Here is a 20,291-nt window from a genome sequence, read left to right as displayed (position 1 = left end):
CCGGAGCTTGTGAACTGGGGCGAACAGCCCCCGCGCCACCGAACACAGGACGGCCCCGCCATGTCCACCACCGTCTCCGCCCGCCCCGACGTCACCTCCCGCACCCCCTTACGCGGCCGTCTGGCCGTGCTCTCCGTGACGCTGGGCATCTTCGCCGTCGTCACCACCGAGATCCTGCCGATCGGTCTGCTGACGCCCATCGGGGCCGCCTTCGGCGTCGCGGACGGCACGGCGGGCCTGATGATGACGATGCCGGGCCTCCTCGCCGCCGTCGCCGCCCCTGCGGTGACGCTCGCGACGGCCCGCGCCGACCGGCGGCTGATGCTCGGCGCCTTCGTCCTGCTGCTCGCGGTGGCCAACTTCCTCACCGCCGCCGCGACCTCCTACTGGGTCGTACTGGTCGCCCGGGTCCTGGTCGGCATCACCATCGGCGGCTTCTGGTCGATCGGCGCCGGCCTGGCCGGCCGGCTGGTCCCCGCGCGCCGGGCCGCACGGGCGACCGCGGTCATCTTCGCCGCCGTTCCCCTCGGTTCCGTGCTCGGCGTCCCCGCCGGCACCCTCATCGGCGATCTGGCGGGCTGGCGCACCGCGTTCGTCACGATGGGCCTGCTGTCCACGGGCGTGCTGGCCCTGCTGCTCCTGACCCTGCCCGCCCTGCCCCCGGAACGCGTCACCCGCCCCGCCGTGCTCCGCGCCCTGCTGCGGGCCCCGGGCACCCGGTTCGCCCTGCTGATGACGTTCCTTGTCGTACTGGCGCACTTCGGTACGTACACATACGTGACACCCCTCCTGCGAGAGGTCACCCACGCAGGTCCGGGAATGATCACCGGCTTCCTGCTCGCCTACGGTGCGGCGGGCGTCGTCGGCAACTTCCTCGGAGGCGCCCTGGTCACGCGCCGGCCACACCTCGCGTTCGTGGCGGCCGCCGCCACGATCGCCGCAGCGACGGCCCTCCTGCCCGTCCTCGGGCGGTCCGGAGCGGGAGCGCTCGCCCTCCTCGTCCTGTGGGGGCTCGGTTACGGCGCGGTCCCGGTCTGCTCACAGACCTGGTTCGCCCGCGCCGCGCCCCGGGCACCCGAGGCGGCCTCGGTCCTGTTCACCGCGTCGTTCCAGGCGACGATCGCCGCCGGCGCGCTGGCCGGCGGTCACGTCGTCGACCACGCCTCGCTCCGCGCGGTCATGTGGCTCGGAGCCGCGACGGCCGCTCTCGTGGTGGTCCCGGCAGCGGCCCACTTCGTACGGACCAGGGCCGGGCGCGCCTCCGGCCCGCTCTTCGGAGACACCCTCAGGCGCGGGGCGCGACCTTCGTCAGGCCGTTGATGATGCGGTCCATCGCATCGCCGCCCGTCGGGTCGGTGAGGTTGGCGAGCATCTTCAGGGTGAACTTCATCAGCAGCGGATGGGTGAGGCCGCGCTGGGTGGCGACCTTCATGACCTTCGGGTTGCCGATCAGCTTCACGAAGGCGCGGCCCATCGTGTAGTAGCCGCCGTAGGTCTCCTTGAGCACCTTCGGGTAGTTGTTCAGGGCCAGTTCCCGCTGGGCCGGGGTCGCGCGGGCGTGGGCCTGGACGATGACGTCCGCGGCGATCTGGCCCGACTCCATGGCGTACGCGATGCCTTCGCCGTTGAACGGGTTGACCATGCCGCCCGCGTCACCGACGAGCAGCAGGCCCTTGGTGTAGTGCGGCTGGCGGTTGAACGCCATCGGGAGGGCGGCGCCCCGGATCGGCATCGTCATGTTCTCGGGGGTGTAGCCCCAGTCCTCCGGCATGGAGGCGCACCACGCCTTGAGGACCTCACGCCAGTCCAGCTCCTTGAACGCGGCGGACGAGTTGAGGATGCCGAGGCCGACGTTGGAGGTGCCGTCGCCCATGCCGAAGATCCACCCGTAGCCGGGCAGCAGCCGGTCCTCGGCCCCGCGCCGGTCCCAGAGCTCCAGCCAGGACTCCAGGTAGTCGTCGTCGTGCCGGGGAGAGGTGAAGTACGTGCGGACCGCGACACCCATGGGGCGGTCCTCGCGGCGGTGCAGGCCCATCGCCACGGAGAGCCGGGTCGAGTTGCCGTCGGCGGCGACGACGAGGGGGGCGTGGAAGGTGACCGGGGTCTTCTCCTCGCCGAGCTTGGCGTGCACCCCCGTGATCCGGCCCGTGCGCTCGTCCTTGATCGGGGCCCCGACGTTGCAGCGCTCGTACAGCCGCGCACCGGCCTTCTGTGCCTGACGGGCCAGCTGCTCGTCGAAGTCGTCGCGCTTGCGGACCAGCCCGTAGTCCGGGTACGAGGCGAGATCCGGCCAGTCCAGCTGCAGCCGGACGCCGCCGCCGATGATGCGCAGGCCCTTGTTGCGCAGCCAGCCGGCCTCTTCGGAGATGTCGATGCCCATGGAGACGAGCTGCTTGGTGGCGCGCGGCGTGAGGCCGTCGCCGCAGACCTTCTCGCGCGGGAAAGCCGTCTTCTCCAGGAGGAGGACGTCGAGTCCGGCCTTGGCGAGGTAGTACGCGGTGGTGGAGCCGGCTGGCCCTGCCCCGACGACGATCACGTCCGCGCTGTGTTCGGACAGGGGCTCGGTCACGGTCGGATCTCCCGAAGACTCGAAATCGCGTGCCGCGCGGCACATGTCCCGTGCAGTCTATGGGGGCCTGCTGATCAACCCTCCGAAGGGCTCCCCGATGTCGCTCGCACCTCCCGCACTCCCTGTCGTACAGCTGCGTGTCCCCACCGACGAGGACGCGGTGGCCTGGCACCGCGTCTTCGACGACCCGGAGGTGATGGAGTTCTTCGGTGGTACGCCGGACGAGCTGTCGTTGTACGAGGAGTGGACCGCCAGGCAGCGCAGACACGACGCCGAACTCGGCTTCTGCCTGTGGACCGTGCTCGACGGGAACGGCCAGGTGCTCGGCTTCACGGGTGCGCAGCCGTGGCCGCACAGTACGTACGGCCCGGTCGGCGAGATCGAGATCGGCTGGCGGCTGGCCCGGCCGGCCTGGGGGCGCGGCTACGCCACCGCGGCCGCGCGCATCACGCTGGAGCGGCTGCGGGCGGCCGGGGTGGAGCGGGTGGTGGCCACGATCGACGCACTCAACGAACGGTCGGTCGCCGTGGCCCGGCGCCTGGGCATGGAGCAGGCGGAGAGCTTCACGACGCCGCGGGAGGGGCAGGAGGCACATTGCTTCCGGCTCGAGCTGGCACGGTGACGTCCCGGCCTGTGCGACGGCGCCCCCGCACCGGGGGCGTCAGTCGCGCACGCCCCGGTGCAGCGCGACGATGCCACCGCTGAGGTTGCGCCAGGCGACCTTCGACCAGCCGGCCCGCTGGAGCCCGGCCGCCAGCCCGGCCTGGTCGGGCCAGGCGCGGATCGACTCGGCGAGGTACACGTACGCGTCGGGGTTGGACGACACCGCGCGCGCGACCGGCGGCAGCGCCCGCATCAGGTACTCGGTGTAGACGGTCCTGAACGGTGCCCAGACCGGGTGGGAGAACTCGCAGATGACCACCCGGCCGCCCGGCTTGGTCACCCGGTACAGCTCGCGCAGCGCCGCGTCCGTGTCCTGGACGTTGCGCAGCCCGAAGGAAATGGTCACCGCGTCGAAGGTCTCGTCGCGGAACGGCAGCTTCGTGGCGTCGCCCGCGGTGAACGGCAGCCAGGAGTTGCGCTTCTTGCCCTCACGCAGCATGCCGATGGAGAAGTCGCACGGCACGACGTACGCACCGGTCGCGGCGAACGGCAGCGAGGACGTCGCCGTCCCGGCGGCCAGGTCGAGGACCTTCTCCGCGGGCCGGGCGTGCACCGCCTTCGCGACCTCCTTGCGCCACAGCCGGGCCTGGCCGAGCGAGAGCACGTCGTTGGTGAGGTCGTAGTTCGCCGCCACGTCGTCGAACATCGAGGCGACTTCGTGCGGCTGCTTGTCCAGGGAGGCTCGGGTCACCCGTCCATTCAAGCAGCCCGCCCGGGCAACGCCGGGGCGGGCCCGCTGTCGGGGAACCTGGGCGTGAAAGTGCCCAGCTGGTTCCGCGGGAGTCGGCGGGCAGGGCGACCGGCCCCTGAGCACGCGGGCCACTGCCCGCGTGCCGGCGTTCGGACAGCGATCGCGAACCGGCTTCAACCTTTTCGGCCCGTCGGTACTCAGTAACAGGCGTAGTGACCACCAACCGACCGCAGAGGAGGCTGGATGACCGCCCGACGCAGACCGGACTCCGCCGGCATCGAGGAATTCGCCCGCGCGAGTCAGCGCCGGCTCTACCGCACCGCGTATCTGCTGTGCGGGGACGCCGACACCGCCCGTGATCTGACCCAGACGACCCTGGCGAAGCTGTTCCAGCACTGGGGCCGGGCGAGCGCGGCGGACCATCCGGACGCCTACGCCCGCACCGTGCTGACCCGTACCTACATCGCCGAACGACGGCGTCGGCTGCGTGACTTCCGCGCCCACACACCGATCACCGCGCCCCCGCCCGCGGTCGGCCCCGAGCTGACCGTCACGCTGCTGTCCGCGCTCGCCGAACTCCCCGCCCGCGCCCGGGCGATGGTCGTCCTTCGGTACTGGGAGGACCTGAGCGTGGAGACGGTCGCCGGGCTGCTGCGATGCAGCCCTTCCACCGTGAAGAGCCAGTGCTCGCGCTCGCTCGCCACCCTGCGCGCCCGACTGGGCGACGCACGTCTCTACACCACCCGAAGCTGAGGAGACCGCCGTGAACATGTTTACCGACCGCTCCCCCGGCAGGGGCCCGGACCCCGAGGCCGAGGACCTGCTGATCAGGGTGGCCATGGAGCAGGCCGCCGAGGGCGTGCCGGCCCTGCCCGACCTGGTGCCCGTGGCCCTGGTCCAGGGCCGCAGGCGCCGCAACCGCGCCCGTGCGGCCGTCGGAGCGGGAGTCACCGGCGTAGTGGCCCTGGGCGTGTTCGGCGCGGTGCTGCCGATGTGGGGCTCGGGCGGGGGCTCGCAGCCGTCGCGGACCGGGTCCGTCGCCTCGCAGCCCACGAGCGCCGCCCCGTCACCGACCACCTCCCGCGCGCCCGTGCCCGTGCACGTCGAACCGACCGCCGGCGAGACGCCCATGGCCGCCCTGCCGGCGGCCGAACGGTCCCGGCAGGAGGAGTTCCAGCGGCAGGCCGCGGCACTGCTCGACGAACTGCTCCCCGAGCTCGGCACCGTCCGCCCGGTCGACCTGGCGGTGAACCTCTACCAGGGCGGGTCGGACGGGAACACCTTCCCGCTCGTCTTCTCCGTACGGCCACAGCCCGGTTCGGGCGCCGTTCCCGCAGATCCACCGTGCCACGACATCCCGTCGAAGGGGTTCCGGTGCAGGACGGCCATGCTGCCGGGCGGTATCAAGGTCCGCGCCACCAGTGCGGAAGGGAACGAGAGCGGCGGGCGGACGATCACCGGTGTCGACGTCCGGTTCGTCTACCGCGACAGCACCGTCAGGCTCTCGGTCGACGGCGACGACTCCTCGATGGTGTCGGCGCCGGTCACCGTGAGCCAACTGGCGGCCGTGGCGGGCGACTCCAGGTTCCTGGAGCTCGTGAAGTACGCGGACGGGCACCCGATGGAGGACAAGGAGCACACCGTACGTGGCGGCTGAGGGGGTCGGACACCAGGCACAGCGACGGGGGCGGGCGAACAGCCGGCGTTCCCGGCGGGACCGCCGGCGTCGCGGCCGGATACGGGTGCTGGCGGCGGTCCTCGTCCCGGCGGCGCTGATCGGCGTCGCCGTGGTCGCCGCTCCCCGATGGACCGGCGGGGACGACCTGTCGGCAGCGGCGGCCGCACCGAGGTCCCCGGAACCCCGACGGGACCCGGGCCTTGCCGGCACGTCGTCCTCCCCCGCCCCGAAGCCGGGCACCACCGCGTCCGCCCCTCCCTCCCCTTCCGCGACCGCCCGGCCTCCCCGTGTCCCGGCGTCCGGCCCGGGTACGTTCGCCGTCGCCGGCGCGGGTGCCTCGTCCGGGGGCGGGAACGCCTACCGGGTCGAGGTCGAGGACGGTTCCGGCGTCGACCCGGACGCGGCGGCCGCCCAGATCGCCGGGTTCCTGGCCGCGCCGCGCGGCTGGGCGCACGGCGGGGCGCGCTCGTTCCACCAGGTGACGACGGGGCCGGCCGGGCTGGTGATCCGTATCGCCACCGCGGCGACCACCGACCGCGTCTGCGGGGCGCAAGGACTCAATACCCGTGGCGAGGTCAACTGCCGGGTGGGCGAGACGGTGATGGTGAACCTCAAGCGCTGGCAGACCGGTTCGCCGGAGTTCGACGGCCCGCTCGCCGACTACCGCGCACTGATCATCAACCACGAGGTCGGCCACTGGCTCGGCCACGGGCACGAGACCTGCCCCGGCAGGGGCCGCCCCGCCCCCGCGATGATGCAGCAGATCTACGGCCTCAAGGGATGCGTCTCCAACGCCTGGCCCTACGACGCCGAGGGGCGGTACGTCGGCGGCCCCTCCGTACCGTGACGCTCCGGCCGGACGCGCCTTGAGCAATCCATTTGTGTGTGGACTGAACCAATCGGCTCCGGCGCGGGTCCTTATAGCGGGGAATGCACACCGCAGAGGACTGGGGAGGGGCGCGGATGTCCGCAGGGGAGGTGCGCCGGGGCGGGTGGCGGGAACGCGGCCCGAACCGGCTGTTCGTCAAGGCCGTCGTGCCGGTGATGCTGATCGCGGCCGCGGTCGTGGGCATCCGGTGGCACGGCGGGCACGACCCGGGCCCGTCGTCCGCTTCCGCGACGTTCACCGTCGCCCGCGCGGGCGTCCCGGAGACCGGCGAAGGACACGCCTACCGGGTCGAGGTGGAGAAGGGCTCCGGTCTGGACGCGGACGAGGCAGCCGCCGAGGTCGCGCGGGTCCTGGCCGCACCGCGCGGCTGGTCGCAGCACGGCCGGCGCGCCTTCCGCCAGGTCGCCGACGGCCGGGCGGGCCTGGTCATCAGGATCGCCACGCCCGCGACCACCGACCGCATCTGCGGGAAGGGCGGTCTCGACACGCACGGCGAGGTCAACTGCCGGGTCGGCATCGATGTCATGGTCAACCTGAAGCGCTGGCAGACCGGTTCGCCGGAGTTCGACGGCCCGCTCGCCGACTACCGCGCCCTGATCGTCAACCACGAGGTCGGCCACTGGCTGGGCCACGGGCACGAGACCTGCCCCGGCAGGGGCCGCCCCGCCCCCGCGATGATGCAGCAGATCGACGGCCTCAAGGGATGCGTCGCCAACGCCTGGCCCTACGACGCGAACGGAAAGTACCTCGGCGGTCCTTCCGTCCCGTGACACCCGGCCGGGCCCGGCCTACCGCCCCCGGTACACCAGTCGCCCCGCCGCGATCGTCGCCACGCAGCTCGCCGCACCCGCCGCGAGCAGTGCGCCCTCGTCCGGGACGTCGAAGGCCGCGAGGTCGGCCCGCCCTCCGACGGTGAGCGGGGACGCCGTCGCACCGGCCAGCGCCTCGGCCCCGGCCAGCGGGTCGAGCCGGGGTGTGCCGCCCGGGTGCGACGGAGCGCCGACGACCAGCAGCCCGGACCGGCGCATGGCCGTGACCAGGGCGGGCGGTGCGGTGGGGGCGGCGGCCGCCGCGGTCGTGCCCTGACGGAGCATCCGGTGCAGCCCGCGCCGGACGCTGCCGGCCCGCCAGGTGTCGTCCGGCCCGAGCGCGTCGAGCTCCTCGCCGGTCAGCGGTGCCGTGCCCAGGGTGTCCGCCTCACGCGGATCGGGGAAGTACGACTCCTCCAGCAGCCGGACCGCGTCCGGCTGCAGGAGCCCCGGGGTCAGGACGCCCGGCCAGCGGCGGACCCGGGCGGCGGGGTGGGCCGCGGCCACGTCCCCGTACCGGCCGAAGGCCACGGTCACCGCGTCCTGCACGGCCACCGCCCCGTCGGCGACAGGTGCACGGCCGCCGCCCGGCAGGAGCAGGGCGGCGGTGTGGATGGTCAGCAAGGCGGAAGGCCCTAGTTGGCGTCGAGGAGCTTGAGCTCGGGGTGCGCGGTGCCGCCCTCGATCGCGGTGGACGAGATGTGCGAGACGACGCGCTCGTCGACGGGGTCGTTCGCCGGGTCGTCGTGGACGACCAGGTGCTCGTACGTGGTGGCGCGCTGGGCCGGCACCCGGTCCGCCTTGCGGATCAGGTCGATGATCTCCAGGCGGTTGGAACGGTGCTTGGCACCGGCGGAGGAGACGACGTTCTCCTCCAGCATGATCGAGCCGAGGTCGTCCGCGCCGTAGTGCAGCGACAGCTGACCGACTTCCTTGCCGGTGGTGAGCCAGGAGCCCTGGATGTGGGCGACGTTGTCCAGGAAGAGCCGGGCGATGGCGATCATCCGCAGGTACTCGAAGAGCGTGGCCTGCGTCTGCCCCTTCAGCTTGTTGTTCTCCGGCTGGTACGTGTACGGGATGAAGGCGCGGAAGCCTCCGGTGCGGTCCTGCACGTCCCGGATCATGCTCAGGTGCTCGATGCGCTCGGCGTTCGTCTCACCGGTGCCCATGAGCATGGTGGAGGTCGACTCGACACCGAGGCGGTGGGCGATCTCCATGATCTCCAGCCAGCGCTCGCCGGACTCCTTGAGCGGGGCGATCGCGGTGCGCGGCCTGGCCGGGAGCAGTTCGGCGCCGGCGCCGGCGAAGGAGTCGAGGCCGGCGGCGTGGATCCGCTGGATGGCCTCCTCGGCGGAGACCTTGGAGATCCGGGCCATGTGCTCGATCTCGGAGGCGCCGAGCGAGTGGATGACCAGCTGCGGGAACGCCTTCTTGATCGCGGAGAAGTGCTCCTCGTAGTACTCCACGCCGTAGTCCGGGTGGTGCCCGCCCTGGAACATGATCTGCGTGCCGCCGAGCTCGACCGTCTCCGCGCAGCGGCGCAGGATGTCGTCGAGGTCGCGGGACCAGCCCTTGGCGGTGTCCTTGGGCGCGGCGTAGAAGGCGCAGAACTTGCAGGCGGTGACGCACACGTTCGTGTAGTTGATGTTGCGCTCGATGATGTACGTCGCGATGTGCTCCGTACCGGCGTAGCGGCGCCGGCGCACGGCGTCCGCGGCCGCGCCCAGGGCGTGCAGGGGCGCCGACCGGTAGAGGTCGAGGGCCTCCGCCGGAGTGATCCGGCCGCCGTCGGCGGCTCGGTCGAGGATGGGCTGGAGGTCGGCCTTCTCGGTCACCGGGCTGTCACCTTTCGGCGGTTTTTCAACGGATCTACGGACCGGTTCAGCGTACGCCAGCCCTGCTCCGGGTCATCGGCCGGACCGGGTCAGCGTGCCGTAGGGAAGTCCGGCGCCCCGTTCGTCCGACCGGTACCGCAGGGTGCCGTCGGCCGCGAGGGTGAAGTGGACGTCGGAGACGGTGCTCGTGCACAGGCCCCTGGTGCCGGGGCGGTCCGGATCGGCACGTTCCCGCAGCGTCAGCTCCTTGTCGGTGCCGGAGGTGAGGGAGGCGATGCTGCTGCAGCTGACCTCGATGCCGAGAGTGGAGAGCGTCGTGTTCATCCTGACCACGTCGGCCCCCTTCTTCCCTTCCTCGAACACCGCGGTGAGCGTGCCGTGCGCCTGACCGCTCGTCTTCTCGGTGACCGGGCCCTTCCACGTGCCGACGAAGGCCTTCGGAACCTCGGTGACCTGACGTGGGCCGCCGGTGGCCGAACCGGCGGGTGCGGGCTCCTTGTCCGAGGGGGTGGCGGCCGGCGGGGTGCCGGTGTCGCCGTGCTCGGCGGTGTCGGAACCGCTGCCTCCCGGCATCAGGTCGAAGAGGAAGGCGCTGCCCACCGTCACCGCGGCAAGAGCACCTGCCACCGCGAGGGCGACGGTGCAGCTCATCCTCCGGCCCCCACGCTCCCCCGGCCCGGAGTCGGCACTCACTCCTACGGTGAACCGGGGATCGGGGGTGCGCTGTCCCGGCACCCCGCCCGTCCCGGCCCCGGACGGATGGGGCGGCAGGGCCGGACCGGCCGTGTGGGGCGGTTCCACCGGCGGGCCGAACACACCCAGGGCGGGGCCCCCGTTGTACCCGAACGACGCGCTGGTGAACGGCACGGGGCCCGACTGGACGGGGGCGTCCTGAGGTTCCAGGTCGAGCAGCGCGACCGCCTCCCGGCTGACCTCGCGGACCAGCGGACCGGGCAGCCAGCCCGCGGCCACCGCGGCCGCCGCGCCGCCGGGTGTCAACTGCCGGGCGAGCTCCGCCGGGGTGGGCCGCCCGGCCGGGTCCTTCGCCAGGCAGGAAGCGATGACATCGCGCAGCCCGCCCTCCAGTTCACCCAGTTCGGGCTCCTCGTGCACCACCTTGTAGAGCAGTACGGCGGAGGAGTCGCCGAGGAAGGGGGCGGCACCGGTGGCCGCGTACGCGAGAACCGCGCCCAGCGAGAAGACGTCGGCGGCACCCGAGATCTCCAGACCACGGATCTGCTCCGGCGCCATGTAACCGGGCGAGCCGACCGAGACCCCGGTGAAGGTGAGCGAGGCGGTGGCGTCGATGGCCCGGGCGATACCGAAGTCGATCAGCCGGGGCCCGTCGAGGGCGAGGAGCACGTTGGACGGCTTCACGTCCCGGTGGATCAGGCCCTGCCCGTGGACCGCGGCCAGCGCCTCGGCGAGCCCGGCACCCAGGGTGCGTACCGCCTGCTCGGGCAGCGGCCCGTGGTCGGTGACGGCGGCGGAGAGCGGTGGCCCGGCCACGTAGCCATGGGCCACCCACGGAACGGGCGCGTCCGGGTCGGCGTCCAGGACGGGGGCGGTCCACTGCCCGCCGATCCGCCGTGCCGCGTCGACCTCGCGCCGGAACCTTGCACGGAACTGTTCGTCGAGCGCGAAGTGCGGGTGGACGACCTTGACCGCGACGGTCCGGCCGCCCGCGCTGCGCCCCAGATACACGCGGCCCATGCCGCCCGCGCCGAGGCGGCCGAGCAGCCGGTAGGCACCGATGCTCAGCGGTTCGCCGGCTTCGAGCGGCTGCATATGCGTGACTCCCCTTGTGGACCGGCCGGACCTCCGACCGAAGCCTAGGGGCGAAGGTCATCGGGTCACAGGGGAAACCATCCGCCGATTTCGGCCCCAAGGGAACGAACGACGCCATTCGCCACAACAAAAGGCGTGAATGTGCCGTTCCCCGGGGGGATTACGGGAGGCAACGGGGACGTACTCCCGAGGCCTCCCGCCAATCGGCCATTCAACGCGAATTCACCCGAACCGATATCCGTACGTCCGCACGGGGTACCGAGTTGTCCCGACCGGCACGCGGCGGGAGAGCCCGTGGGTTGTCAGCCGCCGAGAAGTTCGACGTTCACGTCGGCGGGGAAACCCGTCGTCGGACCGGTCCGGCGGGCGAACTCCGTGACGCCGGCCAGCTGGGCCGGGCCGAAGCGGAAGTCGAGGGTCGTGAAGTAGCGCTCCAGCACCTCCGCGTCGAAGGCCTCCCAGCGCGCGGCCTGCTCCGCGACCTTGGTGACCTCCTCCAGGGACACGTCCCGCGAGGCCAGGAACGCCTCGTGCACCTTCTTCACCGCGAGGGGCTCGGCGGCCAGGTAGTCCTTGCGCGCGGCCCAAACGGCGAAGACGAACGGCAGTCCCGTCCACTCCTTCCACATCGCGCCCAGGTCGTGGACCTGGAGCCCGAGCCGGGGGGCGTCGTGCAGATTGGCACGCAGCGCGGCGTCACCGATGAGGACGGCGGCGTCCGCCTCCTGCATCATCACGCCCAGGTCGGGAGGGCAGGTGTAGTAGTCGGGGGTGACTCCGAACCGCTCGGCGAGCAGCAGCTGCGCCAGCCGTACGGAGGTGCGGGAGGTCGAACCGAGGGCCACCCGGGCCCGGTCGAGGTCCTCCAGGGGCCGCTGCGACACGATCACGCACGACATGACGGGCCCGTCGCACCCGACCGCGATGTCGGGGAAGGCGACCAGGTCGTCGGCGTTGCGGAGGAACTCCACCAGGGTGACGGGACCGATGTCCAGACCGCCTCTGATCAGCTGCTCGCTGAGCTTCTCCGGGGTGTCCTTCGAGAGCTCCAGGTCGAGCAGGGTTCCGGTCCGTGCGAGCCCCCAGTAGAGGGGCAGGCAGTTGAGGAACTGGATGTGGCCGACGCGCGGCCGGCTGCGACGGTTGTCGCCTGCGACGGTTGAGACGGTTGAATTGTCCACATCGTGAGGCTAGACCCGCGACCGCCGGACGGCCGCACCGGGGGCGCGCGGCGCCGCTTCGGCCCCTCTTCCGGCGCCCCCGCAATGGACGCCGAAGGCTTCTCGGGGCGGACCCGGGAGTGAACCGGAAGGCCTTTCGGGAAGGGTCCGGCAGCCACCCGGAAGGGCCTTCGGAGCGCCCATCCGCGCGACTGCCAAACATCCGGATGAAGTGATCTTTCCCTCTACCCTTGGCCACACGCTGCGTGCTAGGCTCATCGCCAAGTTGCAGTTTGGTTTCCCTTGCAGTACAGAGCCTGCGGAGCATGTAACCCGCAGGCTTTTGTAGTTTTCAGACTTCTTTGCAGGTTCTGGAGCAGGGCAACCCTTTGGCCCAAGGAGGGCTTATGGCTACCGGAACCGTCAAGTGGTTCAACGCTGAAAAGGGCTTCGGCTTCATCGCCCAGGACGGCGGCGGCCCGGATGTCTTCGTCCATTACTCCGCGATCAACGCGTCCGGGTTCCGCTCCCTCGAGGAGAACCAGGTCGTGAACTTCGACGTCACTCAGGGACCCAAGGGTCCGCAGGCTGAGAACGTCACCCCGGCCTAGTTGCCCGGGTCGGCCGATCGCGGCCGGTAACGCAGTACCCAAGGAGCCCCGCTCCCCCGCCCCGGCGGAGGAGCGGGGCTCCTGCCTTTGTGTCCCGGTCCCCCGGGCCGCTGCGAGCCTTGACCTTGACGCCGTGTGAGGCCTTGCACTGGGAGACATCATGTTCACCATCGGAGACTTCGCCCGGTACGGGCGGGTGTCGGCCCGGATGCTGCGTCACTACGACGCGGTCGGGCTGCTGCGCCCGGACCGTACCGACCCCGCGTCCGGCTACCGCTACTACGGCGCCGCCCAGCTCGCCCGGCTCAACCGGATCATCGCCCTCAAGGAACTCGGCTTCACGCTCCAGCAGGTGCGGGCCGTCCTGGACGAGGAGGTGGGCCCGGAGGAGCTGCGCGGCATGCTGCGGCTGCGCCGGGCGGAGCTGGAGGCGGCGATGGCGGCGGCGGCCGCCGGCCTGGTCCAGGTCGAGGCGAGGCTCCGGTCGATCGAGAGCGAGGGACACATGTCCGTGCACGAAGTCATGATCAAGAGCGTTCCGGCGGTACGCGTCGCGGAGCTGACCGGTGTGGCAGGCAGCTACGAGCCGCAGGACATCACACCGGTGATCGGCCCCCTGTACGAGCGGCTCTTCCCGCTGCTGGGCGAGGCCGGGGTCTCCCCGACGGGCCCCGGCATCGCGCGCTACGAGGACGTCCCGGAGGGCGGCGGCGCGGTCGTCGTCCACGCCGGGGTGACGGTCTCGGCGCCGGTCGGGCCGCTGGGTGACACCGGGGTCACGGTGGTGGAACTGCCGCCCTTCGAGGCGGCGACCATCGTCCACCGGGGCTCGATGGCCGGGATCCTGCCGACGGCCCAGGCCCTGGCCCGGGGGATCGACGAGAGCGGCTACCGCTCGGCGGGATACGCGCGCGAGGTCGGTCTGGAGTGCCCCGAGGACGAGGACAAGTGGGTCACGGAGCTCCAGGAACCGGTGACCCGGGCCTGATCGAGGTGGAGGGGGCGTGCCTTCCGGCCGCCCCCTCCACCCCCTGTCACACTCCCGTACCGGGCCCCGCCCACAGTCCGTCGGCGGTCAGCCCCAGCAGGTCGATCGCGTTACGGCGCACGATGCGGTCCACGACGTCGGCGTCCAGGTGCCCCATCTGTGCCTCGCCCACCTCGCGGGACCTGGGCCAGGTCGAGTCGGAGTGCGGGTAGTCCGTCTCGTACAGGACGTTCCCCACCCCGATCGCGTCCAGGTTCTTCAGCCCGAAGGCGTCGTCGAAGAAGCAGCCGTAGACGTGCTCGGTGAACAGCTCCGACGGCGGACGGTGGACCTTGTCGGCCACCCCGCCCCAGGCGCGGTTCTCCTCCCAGACGACGTCGGCCCGTTCCAGGATGTACGGGATCCAGCCGATCTGGCCCTCCGCGTACATGATCCGCAGGTTCGGGAAGCGTTCGAACTTCCCGCTCATCAGCCAGTCGACCATCGAGAAGCAGCAGTTGGCGAAGGTGATGGTCGAGCCGACGGCCGGCGGTGCGTCGGCGGAGGTGGACGGCATCTTCGAGGACGAACCGATGTGCATGGCGATCACCGTCCCCGTCTCGTCGCAGGCCCGGAGGAACGGGTCCCACTCGTCCGTGTGGATGGACGGCAGTCCCAGGTGGGGCGGTATCTCGGAGAACGCCACGGCACGCACCCCGCGCGCGGCGTTGCGCCGCACCTCGTCGGCGGCCAGCCGCGCGTCCCAGAGCGGGATCAGCGTGAGCGGGATGAGGCGGCCGTGCGCGTCGGGCCCGCACCACTCCTCGACCATCCAGTCGTTGTACGCGCGCACCCCGAGCAGCCCGAGTTCGCGGTCCTTCGCCTCGGTGAAGGTCTGGCCGCAGAAGCGGGGGAAGGTCGGGAAGCAGAGGGCGGACTGGACGTGGTTGACGTCCATGTCGGCGAGCCGCTCGGGCACCGAGAACGAACCGGGACGCATCTGCTCGTAGGTGATGACCTCGAGCTTGATCTCGTCCCGGTCGTAACCGACGGCGGTGTCGAGCCGGGTGAGCGGGCGGCGCAGGTCCTCGTACACCCACCAGTCACCGATCGGCCCGTCGTCCCCCTTCGCGCCCATCACGGGCGCGAACCTGCCGCCCATGAAGGTCATTTCCTTGAGCGGCGCCCGGACGACGCGCGGTCCCGAGTCCGCGTACCTGGACGGGAGCCGGTCCCGCCAGACATGAGCGGGCTCCACCGTGTGGTCGTCCACCGAGATGATCTTCGGGAAGGTCTCCATGCGTACCACGGTAGCGTCGATCTGACGAACCGTCAGCTCTTCGGACGAGGCCTCGTTCCACAATCGTTGTCGAGGGCTTGTGCAGAGAGTCACCCACTGCTGACGCGCCCCCCATTCACAAGGCAGACTGTTGACGGCGATACCAACGGTATGGAGCAATCCGGATGGCCCAGGCGGAATCCGGACATGTGCCACAGTGCCGGGCAGCGCACAGAGCAGGACAGGAGACAGCAATGGGCCGTGACGACGGGCCACGGGTACGTGTTCCGGAGCAACGCGCCCCGGAACAGGGGGCGACGGAGGAATCCGGGCTGCGCTTTTCCCTGCTCGGTCCGGTGAGGGCCCGGCGGGGCGACGAGACACTGCCCTCCGGCTCACCGCAGCAGCGCGCCCTTCTGGCGGCCCTGCTGCTCCGGGGCGGCCGCACCGCCACGGCCGCCGAACTCATCGACGCCATCTGGGGCGAGGACCCGCCCTCCCAGGCCCTGGCCGCGGTACGCACCTATGCCTCCCGGCTCCGCAAGACCCTGGGCCCGCTCACCCTGGCGAGCGATTCCGGCGGCTACGCGATGCGGATCGGGCCCCAGGCACTCGACCTGACCGTCGCTCAGGACCTCGCGGCCGACGCGGAGAAGGCCCGGGCCTCCGGCGACCGCTGCCGGGCCCGGACACTGCTGAACGAGGCGCTCGGCCTCTGGGACGGCGAGGCGCTGGCCTCGGTGCCCGGCCCGTACGCGGAATACCAGCGCTCCCGGCTGGAGGAGTGGCGGCTCCAGCTCACCGAGACCCGCCTCGATCTGGACCTGGAAGTCGGATGCCACGCCGAGGCGGTCTCCGAACTGACCGCGCTCACCGCGGCCCACCCGCTGCGCGAACGGCTGCGCGAGCTCCTGATGGTGGCCCTGTACCGCAGCGGCCGCCAGGCCGAGGCGCTCGCCGTCTACGCCGACACCCGGCGACTGCTCGCCGAGGAGCTGGGCGTCGACCCGCGGCCCGAACTCGCCGCGCTCCAGCAGCGGATCCTGCGGGCGGACGAGGAACTGGCCCGTCCGGTGGACGAACCGGCCCCGGCCGCCGCCCCGGTCCGCCCGGCCCAACTTCCCGCCACAGTGCCGGACTTCACCGGGCGCTCCGCCTTCGTCCGCGAACTGGGCAACCGACTGGCCACCGCGGAGGGCTCGGTCATGGCCGTCTCCGCTCTGGCCGGCATCGGCGGCGTGGGCAAGACGACCCTCGCCGTGCACGTCGCCCACCAGGCCCGCCCGCACTTCCCGGACGGCCAGCTCTACGTCGACCTCCAGGGCGCGGGCGCCCGTGCCGCCGAGCCGGAGACGGTCCTCGGCGCGTTCCTGCGCGCCCTCGGCACCGCGGACTCGGCGATCCCCGACTCCCTGGACGAACGTGCCGCGCTCTACCGCTCCACGCTGGACGGCCGACGCATCCTCGTCCTCCTGGACAACGCCCACGACGCGGCCCAGATCCGGCCCCTGCTCCCCGGCACCGCGGGCTGCGCCGCGCTGGTCACCAGCCGGGTCCGGATGGTCGACCTCGCGGGCGCGCACCTGGTCGACCTGGACGTGATGTCACCGGAGGAAGCCCTCCAGCTCTTCACCCGGATCGTGGGAGAGGAGCGCATCAACTCCGAGCGCGAGGCGGCCCTCGACGTGGTGGCCGCGTGCGGCTTCCTCCCCCTCGCCATCCGCATCGCGGCCTCCCGCCTGGCGGCCCGCCGCACCTGGACCGTCTCGGTCCTGGCCGCGAAACTCGCGGACGAGCGCCGCCGGCTGGACGAGCTCCAGGCGGGCGACCTGGCGGTGAAGGCCACGTTCGAACTCGGCTACGGCCAGCTGGAGCCGCCCCAGGCCCGCGCCTTCCGTCTCCTGGGCCTGGCGGACGGCCCGGACATCTCCCTGGCCGCGGCGGCGGCCCTGCTCGACCTGGAGGCCCACACGGCGGAGGACCTCCTGGAGGCGCTGGTCGACACGAGCCTGGTGGAGTCGGCCGCGCCGGGCCGCTACCGCTACCACGACCTGGTGCGCCTCTACGCGCGTTCGTGCGCGGACCGGGACGAGCAGCTGCCGGAGGAGAAGGAGCGGGCGTTGTCGCGGCTGCTGGACTTCTACCTGGCCACCGCGGCGGCGGTGTACGCGCTGGAGCGGCCGGGGGAGCGCGTGCTCGACCACTTCGAGCCGACGAGCCGCCCCGGTCTGTCGTTCCCGACATCGGCGGAGGCGCTGGACTGGCTCTTCAGCGAGTCCAGCGGGCTGCTGGCGTGCGCCCGGCAGTCGGCTGCGAAGGGCACGCTCCGCAAGGCCGCCGATCTCCTCATGGCCGCCGTGGACCTCGGGGAATCGGGTGCCAATTCGCACCAGTTCACCCAGGCTGCGACCGCGGTCTCCGAGGCGGCCCGAGCAGCGGGAGACGTGCAGGCGGAGGCCCGTGCCCGCACCATGCTGACGCATGTCCACAGCATCTCGGGGCGGTTCGCCGACGCGCAGAGCGATGCTCGACGTGCCCTGGAACTGGGCCTGGCCGCCGATGATCCGGTCTCGTCCGGCCAGGCACCCAACCAGCTCGGGATCATCGCCCTCTACGAGAACCGACATGCTGAGGCCGAGGCACACTTCGCCCAGGCCCTGAGCGCCTTCCGGGCGGACCACAACAAGTCCGGCGAGGCCTCGGCGCTGTGCAACATGTCCAGGGTCCACCTGGCCACGGACCGCAAGACGAGCGCGGTCAGCCTGGCCCAGCAGGGCATCGCCCTCTACGCATCGGACGGAGTGGGACAGGCTCTTCGTCTGGCCAACGGGAAGTACGCCCTCGGGCTGGCCTTCACCGGGGCCGGCCAGACCTCCGAGGCCCGGAAGGTACTCACCGAGGCCCTGACCGTCTTCCGCGAGAGCCGACAGCGCTTCTGGCACGGTATGACACTGTTCCGCTTGTCGGAAGTGGACCTGGCCGACCACAAACACGCGCAGGCCGCGGCGCAGGCGGAGCAGGCACTCGCCGTACTGCACGGAATCGGTGGGGAGTGGCGGAGGGCGAACGTTCTGACCGTGCTCGGTCTCAGCCTCATGCCACTCGGCCAGACCGATCGGGCGAAGGCCTGTTGGCGCGAGTCACTCACGGTCTTCGAGGAGTTGGGTTCGTCCGAGGCCGACGACGTGCGTGCCCTCCTCCACCCGGCTTCCGTGCTCTGACGTCGTCCGGACCGCGCGTTCATCATTCGTTTATCGCCCCACGCCACTCTCTGACTCATCGATCCGTCGCGTCGGGGGGCAGACGGATCGGCGTGTGGCCTCACCACTAAGGTGAACGGCCCTGGAATGCCCGTCCGGCGATCCACGGGGGAACCGCCGGACGGGCACACCATCCACCACGTCCACGCTTTCAGGAGCTGACCTCTATGGCAGACAACAGCGGCATCACCAAGCCGACCGACGCCCACGCCTCGGGCGAGGAGCTCACCACCCAGGACGCTCACGCTTCCGGCGAGCCCCTCAAGCCGACCGACGCCCACGCCTCGGGCGAGGAGCTCACCACCCTCGACGCCCACGCGTCGGTGCCGAAGCCCAACTAGTCCAACCAGCACGGGGGGAGCGGCCGCGGCGGCGCGGAGGGGGAGCCGTCGCGGCCGCTGCATGTCCGGGGTACGCCGCGGAAGCGTCCACGTTCGGACGCGCGCCGCGGACCGGGACGGGCCGAGGGCATCAGAGCCCCCGCAAGTCCCCCTTCACCACCTTGCCGCTCGCATTGCGCGGGAGCTCACTGACGAACTCCACCGCCCTCGGCACCTTGTAGTTCGCCATCTCGCGCCGGGACCAGGCGATCAGGTCGTCCGCCGTCACCGTCGCGCCCGGCCGGCGCACCGCGTACGCCTTGCCGACCTCGCCGAGACGGGGGTCGGGGACGCCGATCACCGCGACGTCCGCCACGTCGGGGTGCAGGCCCAGAAGCTGTTCGATCTCCGCGGGGTAGGCGTTGAAGCCGCCGACGATGAACATGTCCTTGATCCGGTCCGTGATCCTGAGGTTGCCCTCCTCGTCGAGGACCCCCACGTCACCGGTGTGCAGCCAGCCGTCCGCCGTGATCGTGGCGGCCGTGGTCTCCGGGTCCTCGAAGTAGCCGCTCATCACGTTGAAGCCCCGGACCAGGATCTCGCCGGGGGTTCCGGGGGCGGCCAGGACGCGCAGTTCCGTGTCGGGGATGGCGCGGCCCGAGGTGGCGGCGATCACCTCGTCCGGGTCGCCGCGGCGGCACATCGTGACGATGCCGCTCGCCTCGGAGAGGCCGTAGGCGGTCAGGACCGTGGCGATGTCCAGTTCCGTGCGGAGGCGGTTCACCAGTTGGAGCGGGACCACCGCCGCTCCCGTCACCACGAGGCGCAGCGCCGACAGGTCGTGCAAGGCGCGGGCCGGGTGGTCCAGGAGGGACTGGTGGAGCGTGGGCGGGCCGGGGAGGACCGAGATGCGTTCGGCCGCGATGTTGGCGAGGACCGTGTCGACGTCGAACACCGGCTGCGGGACCATGGTCGCGCCCCGCATCAGGCACGCGATGATGCCCGCCTTGTAGCCGAAGGTGTGGAAGAACGGGTTCACGATCAGATAGCGGTCACCCTCGCGCAGACCGGCCAGCTCGCTCCAGATCGCGTAGCAGCGCAACGTCTGGGCGTGGCTGATGACGGCGCCCTTCGGCCGGCCCGTCGTGCCCGAGGTGTAGATGATGTCGGAGGGGGAGGCCGGGTCGACGGCCTCGGTCCGTTCGCGTACCTGCCGGGCGGATATCCGCTCCCCCGACGCCAGGAAGTCCTTCCAGGTGACGTAGTCGTCGGGAGCGGAGTCGGCCAGCACCACCACCGCTTCCAGGTGCGGGAGTTCGGCCTCGGCCCGGCGCAGGGACGCCACGTACGACGTACCGAGGAAGGTGCCCGTGACGAAGAGCAGCTTCGCCCGGCTCCGCTCCAGGACGTACGCCGCCTCCGCGCCCTTGAAGCGGGTGTTGAGCGGGACGAGGACCGCGCCCGCGGTCACCGCCCCCAGTGCGGAGACGATCCAGTCCAGGGTGTTGGGCGCCCAGACCGCGACCCGGTCCCCCGGCTCCACGCCCGCGGCCATGCACGCGGCGGCGGCCCGCTCCACTCGGTCGCCGAGTTGCGCGTACGTGATCCGGGTGCGGCCCTCGACCACCGCCTCCCGCTCCCCGTAGCGCCCGGCCGCCAGCCGTACCAGGTCCGGGACGGTGGACCATTCCTCGTCGCCGCGCATCTCGTGCCCTCCCGCCGAACCGCAACACCGCAGTGGCCGCCTCGTAGCTGACTATCCGTCAGATTAG

General features: G+C 71.8%; 18 protein-coding genes. 10 read left to right on the top strand and 8 right to left on the bottom strand.

The genetic code is table 11. From position 1 onward, the window contains the following. Nucleotides 1–60 precede the first annotated feature (60 nt). The gene (locus tag ABZ434_RS04285; protein WP_359131989.1) at nt 61–1,320 is read left to right on the top strand and encodes an MFS transporter; all 1,260 of its coding nucleotides are present in this window, start codon (nt 61–63) and stop codon (nt 1,318–1,320) included. Here ABZ434_RS04285 and ABZ434_RS04280 read toward each other — a convergent pair. After that, on the bottom strand, nt 1,286–2,569 hold the full coding sequence (locus ABZ434_RS04280; protein ID WP_359131987.1) for a geranylgeranyl reductase family protein: 1,284 nt from the start codon (nt 2,567–2,569) through the stop codon (nt 1,286–1,288). The genes ABZ434_RS04285 and ABZ434_RS04280 overlap by 35 nt on opposite strands. 97 nt (nt 2,570–2,666) lie before the next feature. Here ABZ434_RS04280 and ABZ434_RS04275 point away from each other — a divergent pair, with 97 nt between their 5' ends. Next, nucleotides 2,667–3,191, top strand: coding sequence for a GNAT family N-acetyltransferase (locus tag ABZ434_RS04275; RefSeq protein WP_359131985.1), 525 nt, complete (start codon nt 2,667–2,669; stop codon nt 3,189–3,191). 39 nt (nt 3,192–3,230) lie between these two features. Here ABZ434_RS04275 and ABZ434_RS04270 read toward each other — a convergent pair whose 3' ends face one another. Then, a complete protein-coding gene (locus ABZ434_RS04270) occupies nt 3,231–3,923 on the bottom strand; it encodes a demethylmenaquinone methyltransferase (RefSeq protein ID WP_359131984.1) in 693 nt (230 codons plus the stop codon). Between the two features lie 243 nt (nt 3,924–4,166). Between ABZ434_RS04270 and ABZ434_RS04265 the strand changes: the two genes are divergently transcribed. From ABZ434_RS04265 to ABZ434_RS04250, 4 genes are all read left to right on the top strand, one after another. Further along, complete coding sequence (locus ABZ434_RS04265) at nt 4,167–4,676, top strand: SigE family RNA polymerase sigma factor (RefSeq protein ID WP_359131983.1); 510 nt, start codon at nt 4,167–4,169, stop codon at nt 4,674–4,676. A gap of 16 nt (nt 4,677–4,692) precedes the next feature. Continuing rightward, nucleotides 4,693–5,580, top strand: a complete 888-nt coding sequence (locus ABZ434_RS04260; protein ID WP_359132217.1) for a hypothetical protein — start codon at nt 4,693–4,695, stop codon at nt 5,578–5,580. Next, entirely contained in the window at nt 5,570–6,448 is an 879-nt protein-coding gene (locus ABZ434_RS04255; RefSeq protein ID WP_359131982.1) for a DUF3152 domain-containing protein, read from the top strand. The genes ABZ434_RS04260 and ABZ434_RS04255 overlap by 11 nt, the downstream gene beginning before the upstream one ends. Before the next feature lie 197 nt (nt 6,449–6,645). Next, complete coding sequence (locus tag ABZ434_RS04250; RefSeq protein WP_359132215.1) at nt 6,646–7,260, top strand: DUF3152 domain-containing protein; 615 nt, start codon at nt 6,646–6,648, stop codon at nt 7,258–7,260. An 18-nt stretch (nt 7,261–7,278) separates the two neighbouring features. Here the strand turns inward: ABZ434_RS04250 and ABZ434_RS04245 are convergent, their stop codons facing one another. The 4 genes from ABZ434_RS04245 to ABZ434_RS04230 all read right to left on the bottom strand — a co-directional run bounded on the left by ABZ434_RS04245 (nt 7,279) and on the right by ABZ434_RS04230 (nt 12,103). Continuing rightward, nucleotides 7,279–7,923 (bottom strand): hypothetical protein, encoded by a 645-nt coding sequence (locus tag ABZ434_RS04245; RefSeq protein ID WP_359131980.1) that lies wholly within the window; start codon nt 7,921–7,923, stop codon nt 7,279–7,281. 11 nt (nt 7,924–7,934) lie between these two features. After that, nucleotides 7,935–9,134, bottom strand: a complete 1,200-nt coding sequence (gene mqnC / locus ABZ434_RS04240) for a cyclic dehypoxanthinyl futalosine synthase (RefSeq protein WP_359131979.1) — start codon at nt 9,132–9,134, stop codon at nt 7,935–7,937. A 72-nt stretch (nt 9,135–9,206) separates the two neighbouring features. Then, complete coding sequence (locus ABZ434_RS04235; protein ID WP_359131977.1) at nt 9,207–10,922, bottom strand: serine/threonine-protein kinase; 1,716 nt, start codon at nt 10,920–10,922, stop codon at nt 9,207–9,209. Between the two features lie 302 nt (nt 10,923–11,224). Then, nucleotides 11,225–12,103, bottom strand: coding sequence for a menaquinone biosynthesis protein (locus ABZ434_RS04230; protein WP_359131974.1), 879 nt, complete (start codon nt 12,101–12,103; stop codon nt 11,225–11,227). A gap of 386 nt (nt 12,104–12,489) precedes the next feature. On the opposite strand from ABZ434_RS04230, the gene ABZ434_RS04225 reads away from it, so the two are divergent. Together ABZ434_RS04225 and ABZ434_RS04220 are read left to right on the top strand one after the other, a co-directional pair. Next, entirely contained in the window at nt 12,490–12,693 is a 204-nt protein-coding gene (locus ABZ434_RS04225) for a cold-shock protein (protein WP_003967102.1), read from the top strand. Nucleotides 12,694–12,853: 160 nt separating this feature from the next. Continuing rightward, nucleotides 12,854–13,681 carry a MerR family transcriptional regulator gene (locus tag ABZ434_RS04220; protein WP_359131973.1) on the top strand — a complete coding sequence of 276 codons (828 nt, stop codon included), beginning with the start codon at nt 12,854–12,856 and terminating at the stop codon, nt 13,679–13,681. A 46-nt stretch (nt 13,682–13,727) separates the two neighbouring features. Here ABZ434_RS04220 and ABZ434_RS04215 read toward each other — a convergent pair whose 3' ends face one another. Then, on the bottom strand, nt 13,728–14,960 hold the full coding sequence (locus ABZ434_RS04215) for an amidohydrolase family protein (RefSeq protein ID WP_359131972.1): 1,233 nt from the start codon (nt 14,958–14,960) through the stop codon (nt 13,728–13,730). 233 nt (nt 14,961–15,193) lie between these two features. Between ABZ434_RS04215 and ABZ434_RS04210 the strand changes: the two genes are divergently transcribed. Together ABZ434_RS04210 and ABZ434_RS04205 are read left to right on the top strand one after the other, a co-directional pair. After that, nucleotides 15,194–18,160: a BTAD domain-containing putative transcriptional regulator gene (locus tag ABZ434_RS04210; RefSeq protein ID WP_359131970.1), complete on the top strand. Its 2,967-nt coding sequence runs from the start codon at nt 15,194–15,196 to the stop codon at nt 18,158–18,160. A 206-nt stretch (nt 18,161–18,366) separates the two neighbouring features. Next, nucleotides 18,367–18,540, top strand: a complete 174-nt coding sequence (locus ABZ434_RS04205) for a hypothetical protein (RefSeq protein WP_359131969.1) — start codon at nt 18,367–18,369, stop codon at nt 18,538–18,540. Nucleotides 18,541–18,670: 130 nt separating this feature from the next. Here the strand turns inward: ABZ434_RS04205 and ABZ434_RS04200 are convergent, their stop codons facing one another. After that, nucleotides 18,671–20,224, bottom strand: coding sequence for a FadD3 family acyl-CoA ligase (locus ABZ434_RS04200; protein ID WP_359131968.1), 1,554 nt, complete (start codon nt 20,222–20,224; stop codon nt 18,671–18,673). Nucleotides 20,225–20,291 lie beyond the last annotated feature (67 nt).

The sequence above is a fragment of the Streptomyces sp. NPDC005761 genome (assembly GCF_040630635.1).
GTDB lineage: Bacteria > Actinomycetota > Actinomycetes > Streptomycetales > Streptomycetaceae > Streptomyces.
This window is presented reverse-complemented; position numbering and strand designations above follow the sequence as displayed.

What these genes read in the sequence shown, in the direction of transcription:
- ABZ434_RS04265 (WP_359131983.1), top strand. Translation starts at nt 4,167, where the DNA reads ATGACCGCCCGACGCAGACCGGACTCCGCCGGCATCGAGGAATTCGCC.
- ABZ434_RS04210 (WP_359131970.1), top strand. Translation starts at nt 15,194, where the DNA reads ATGGGCCGTGACGACGGGCCACGGGTACGTGTTCCGGAGCAACGCGCC.
- ABZ434_RS04225 (WP_003967102.1), top strand. Translation starts at nt 12,490, where the DNA reads ATGGCTACCGGAACCGTCAAGTGGTTCAACGCTGAAAAGGGCTTCGGC.
- ABZ434_RS04260 (WP_359132217.1), top strand. Translation starts at nt 4,693, where the DNA reads ATGTTTACCGACCGCTCCCCCGGCAGGGGCCCGGACCCCGAGGCCGAG.
- ABZ434_RS04275 (WP_359131985.1), top strand. Translation starts at nt 2,667, where the DNA reads ATGTCGCTCGCACCTCCCGCACTCCCTGTCGTACAGCTGCGTGTCCCC.
- ABZ434_RS04200 (WP_359131968.1), bottom strand. Translation starts at nt 20,224, where the DNA reads ATGCGCGGCGACGAGGAATGGTCCACCGTCCCGGACCTGGTACGGCTG.
- ABZ434_RS04220 (WP_359131973.1), top strand. Translation starts at nt 12,854, where the DNA reads ATGTTCACCATCGGAGACTTCGCCCGGTACGGGCGGGTGTCGGCCCGG.
- ABZ434_RS04285 (WP_359131989.1), top strand. Translation starts at nt 61, where the DNA reads ATGTCCACCACCGTCTCCGCCCGCCCCGACGTCACCTCCCGCACCCCC.
- ABZ434_RS04205 (WP_359131969.1), top strand. Translation starts at nt 18,367, where the DNA reads ATGGCAGACAACAGCGGCATCACCAAGCCGACCGACGCCCACGCCTCG.
- ABZ434_RS04250 (WP_359132215.1), top strand. Translation starts at nt 6,646, where the DNA reads ATGCTGATCGCGGCCGCGGTCGTGGGCATCCGGTGGCACGGCGGGCAC.
- ABZ434_RS04235 (WP_359131977.1), bottom strand. Translation starts at nt 10,922, where the DNA reads ATGCAGCCGCTCGAAGCCGGCGAACCGCTGAGCATCGGTGCCTACCGG.
- ABZ434_RS04215 (WP_359131972.1), bottom strand. Translation starts at nt 14,960, where the DNA reads ATGGAGACCTTCCCGAAGATCATCTCGGTGGACGACCACACGGTGGAG.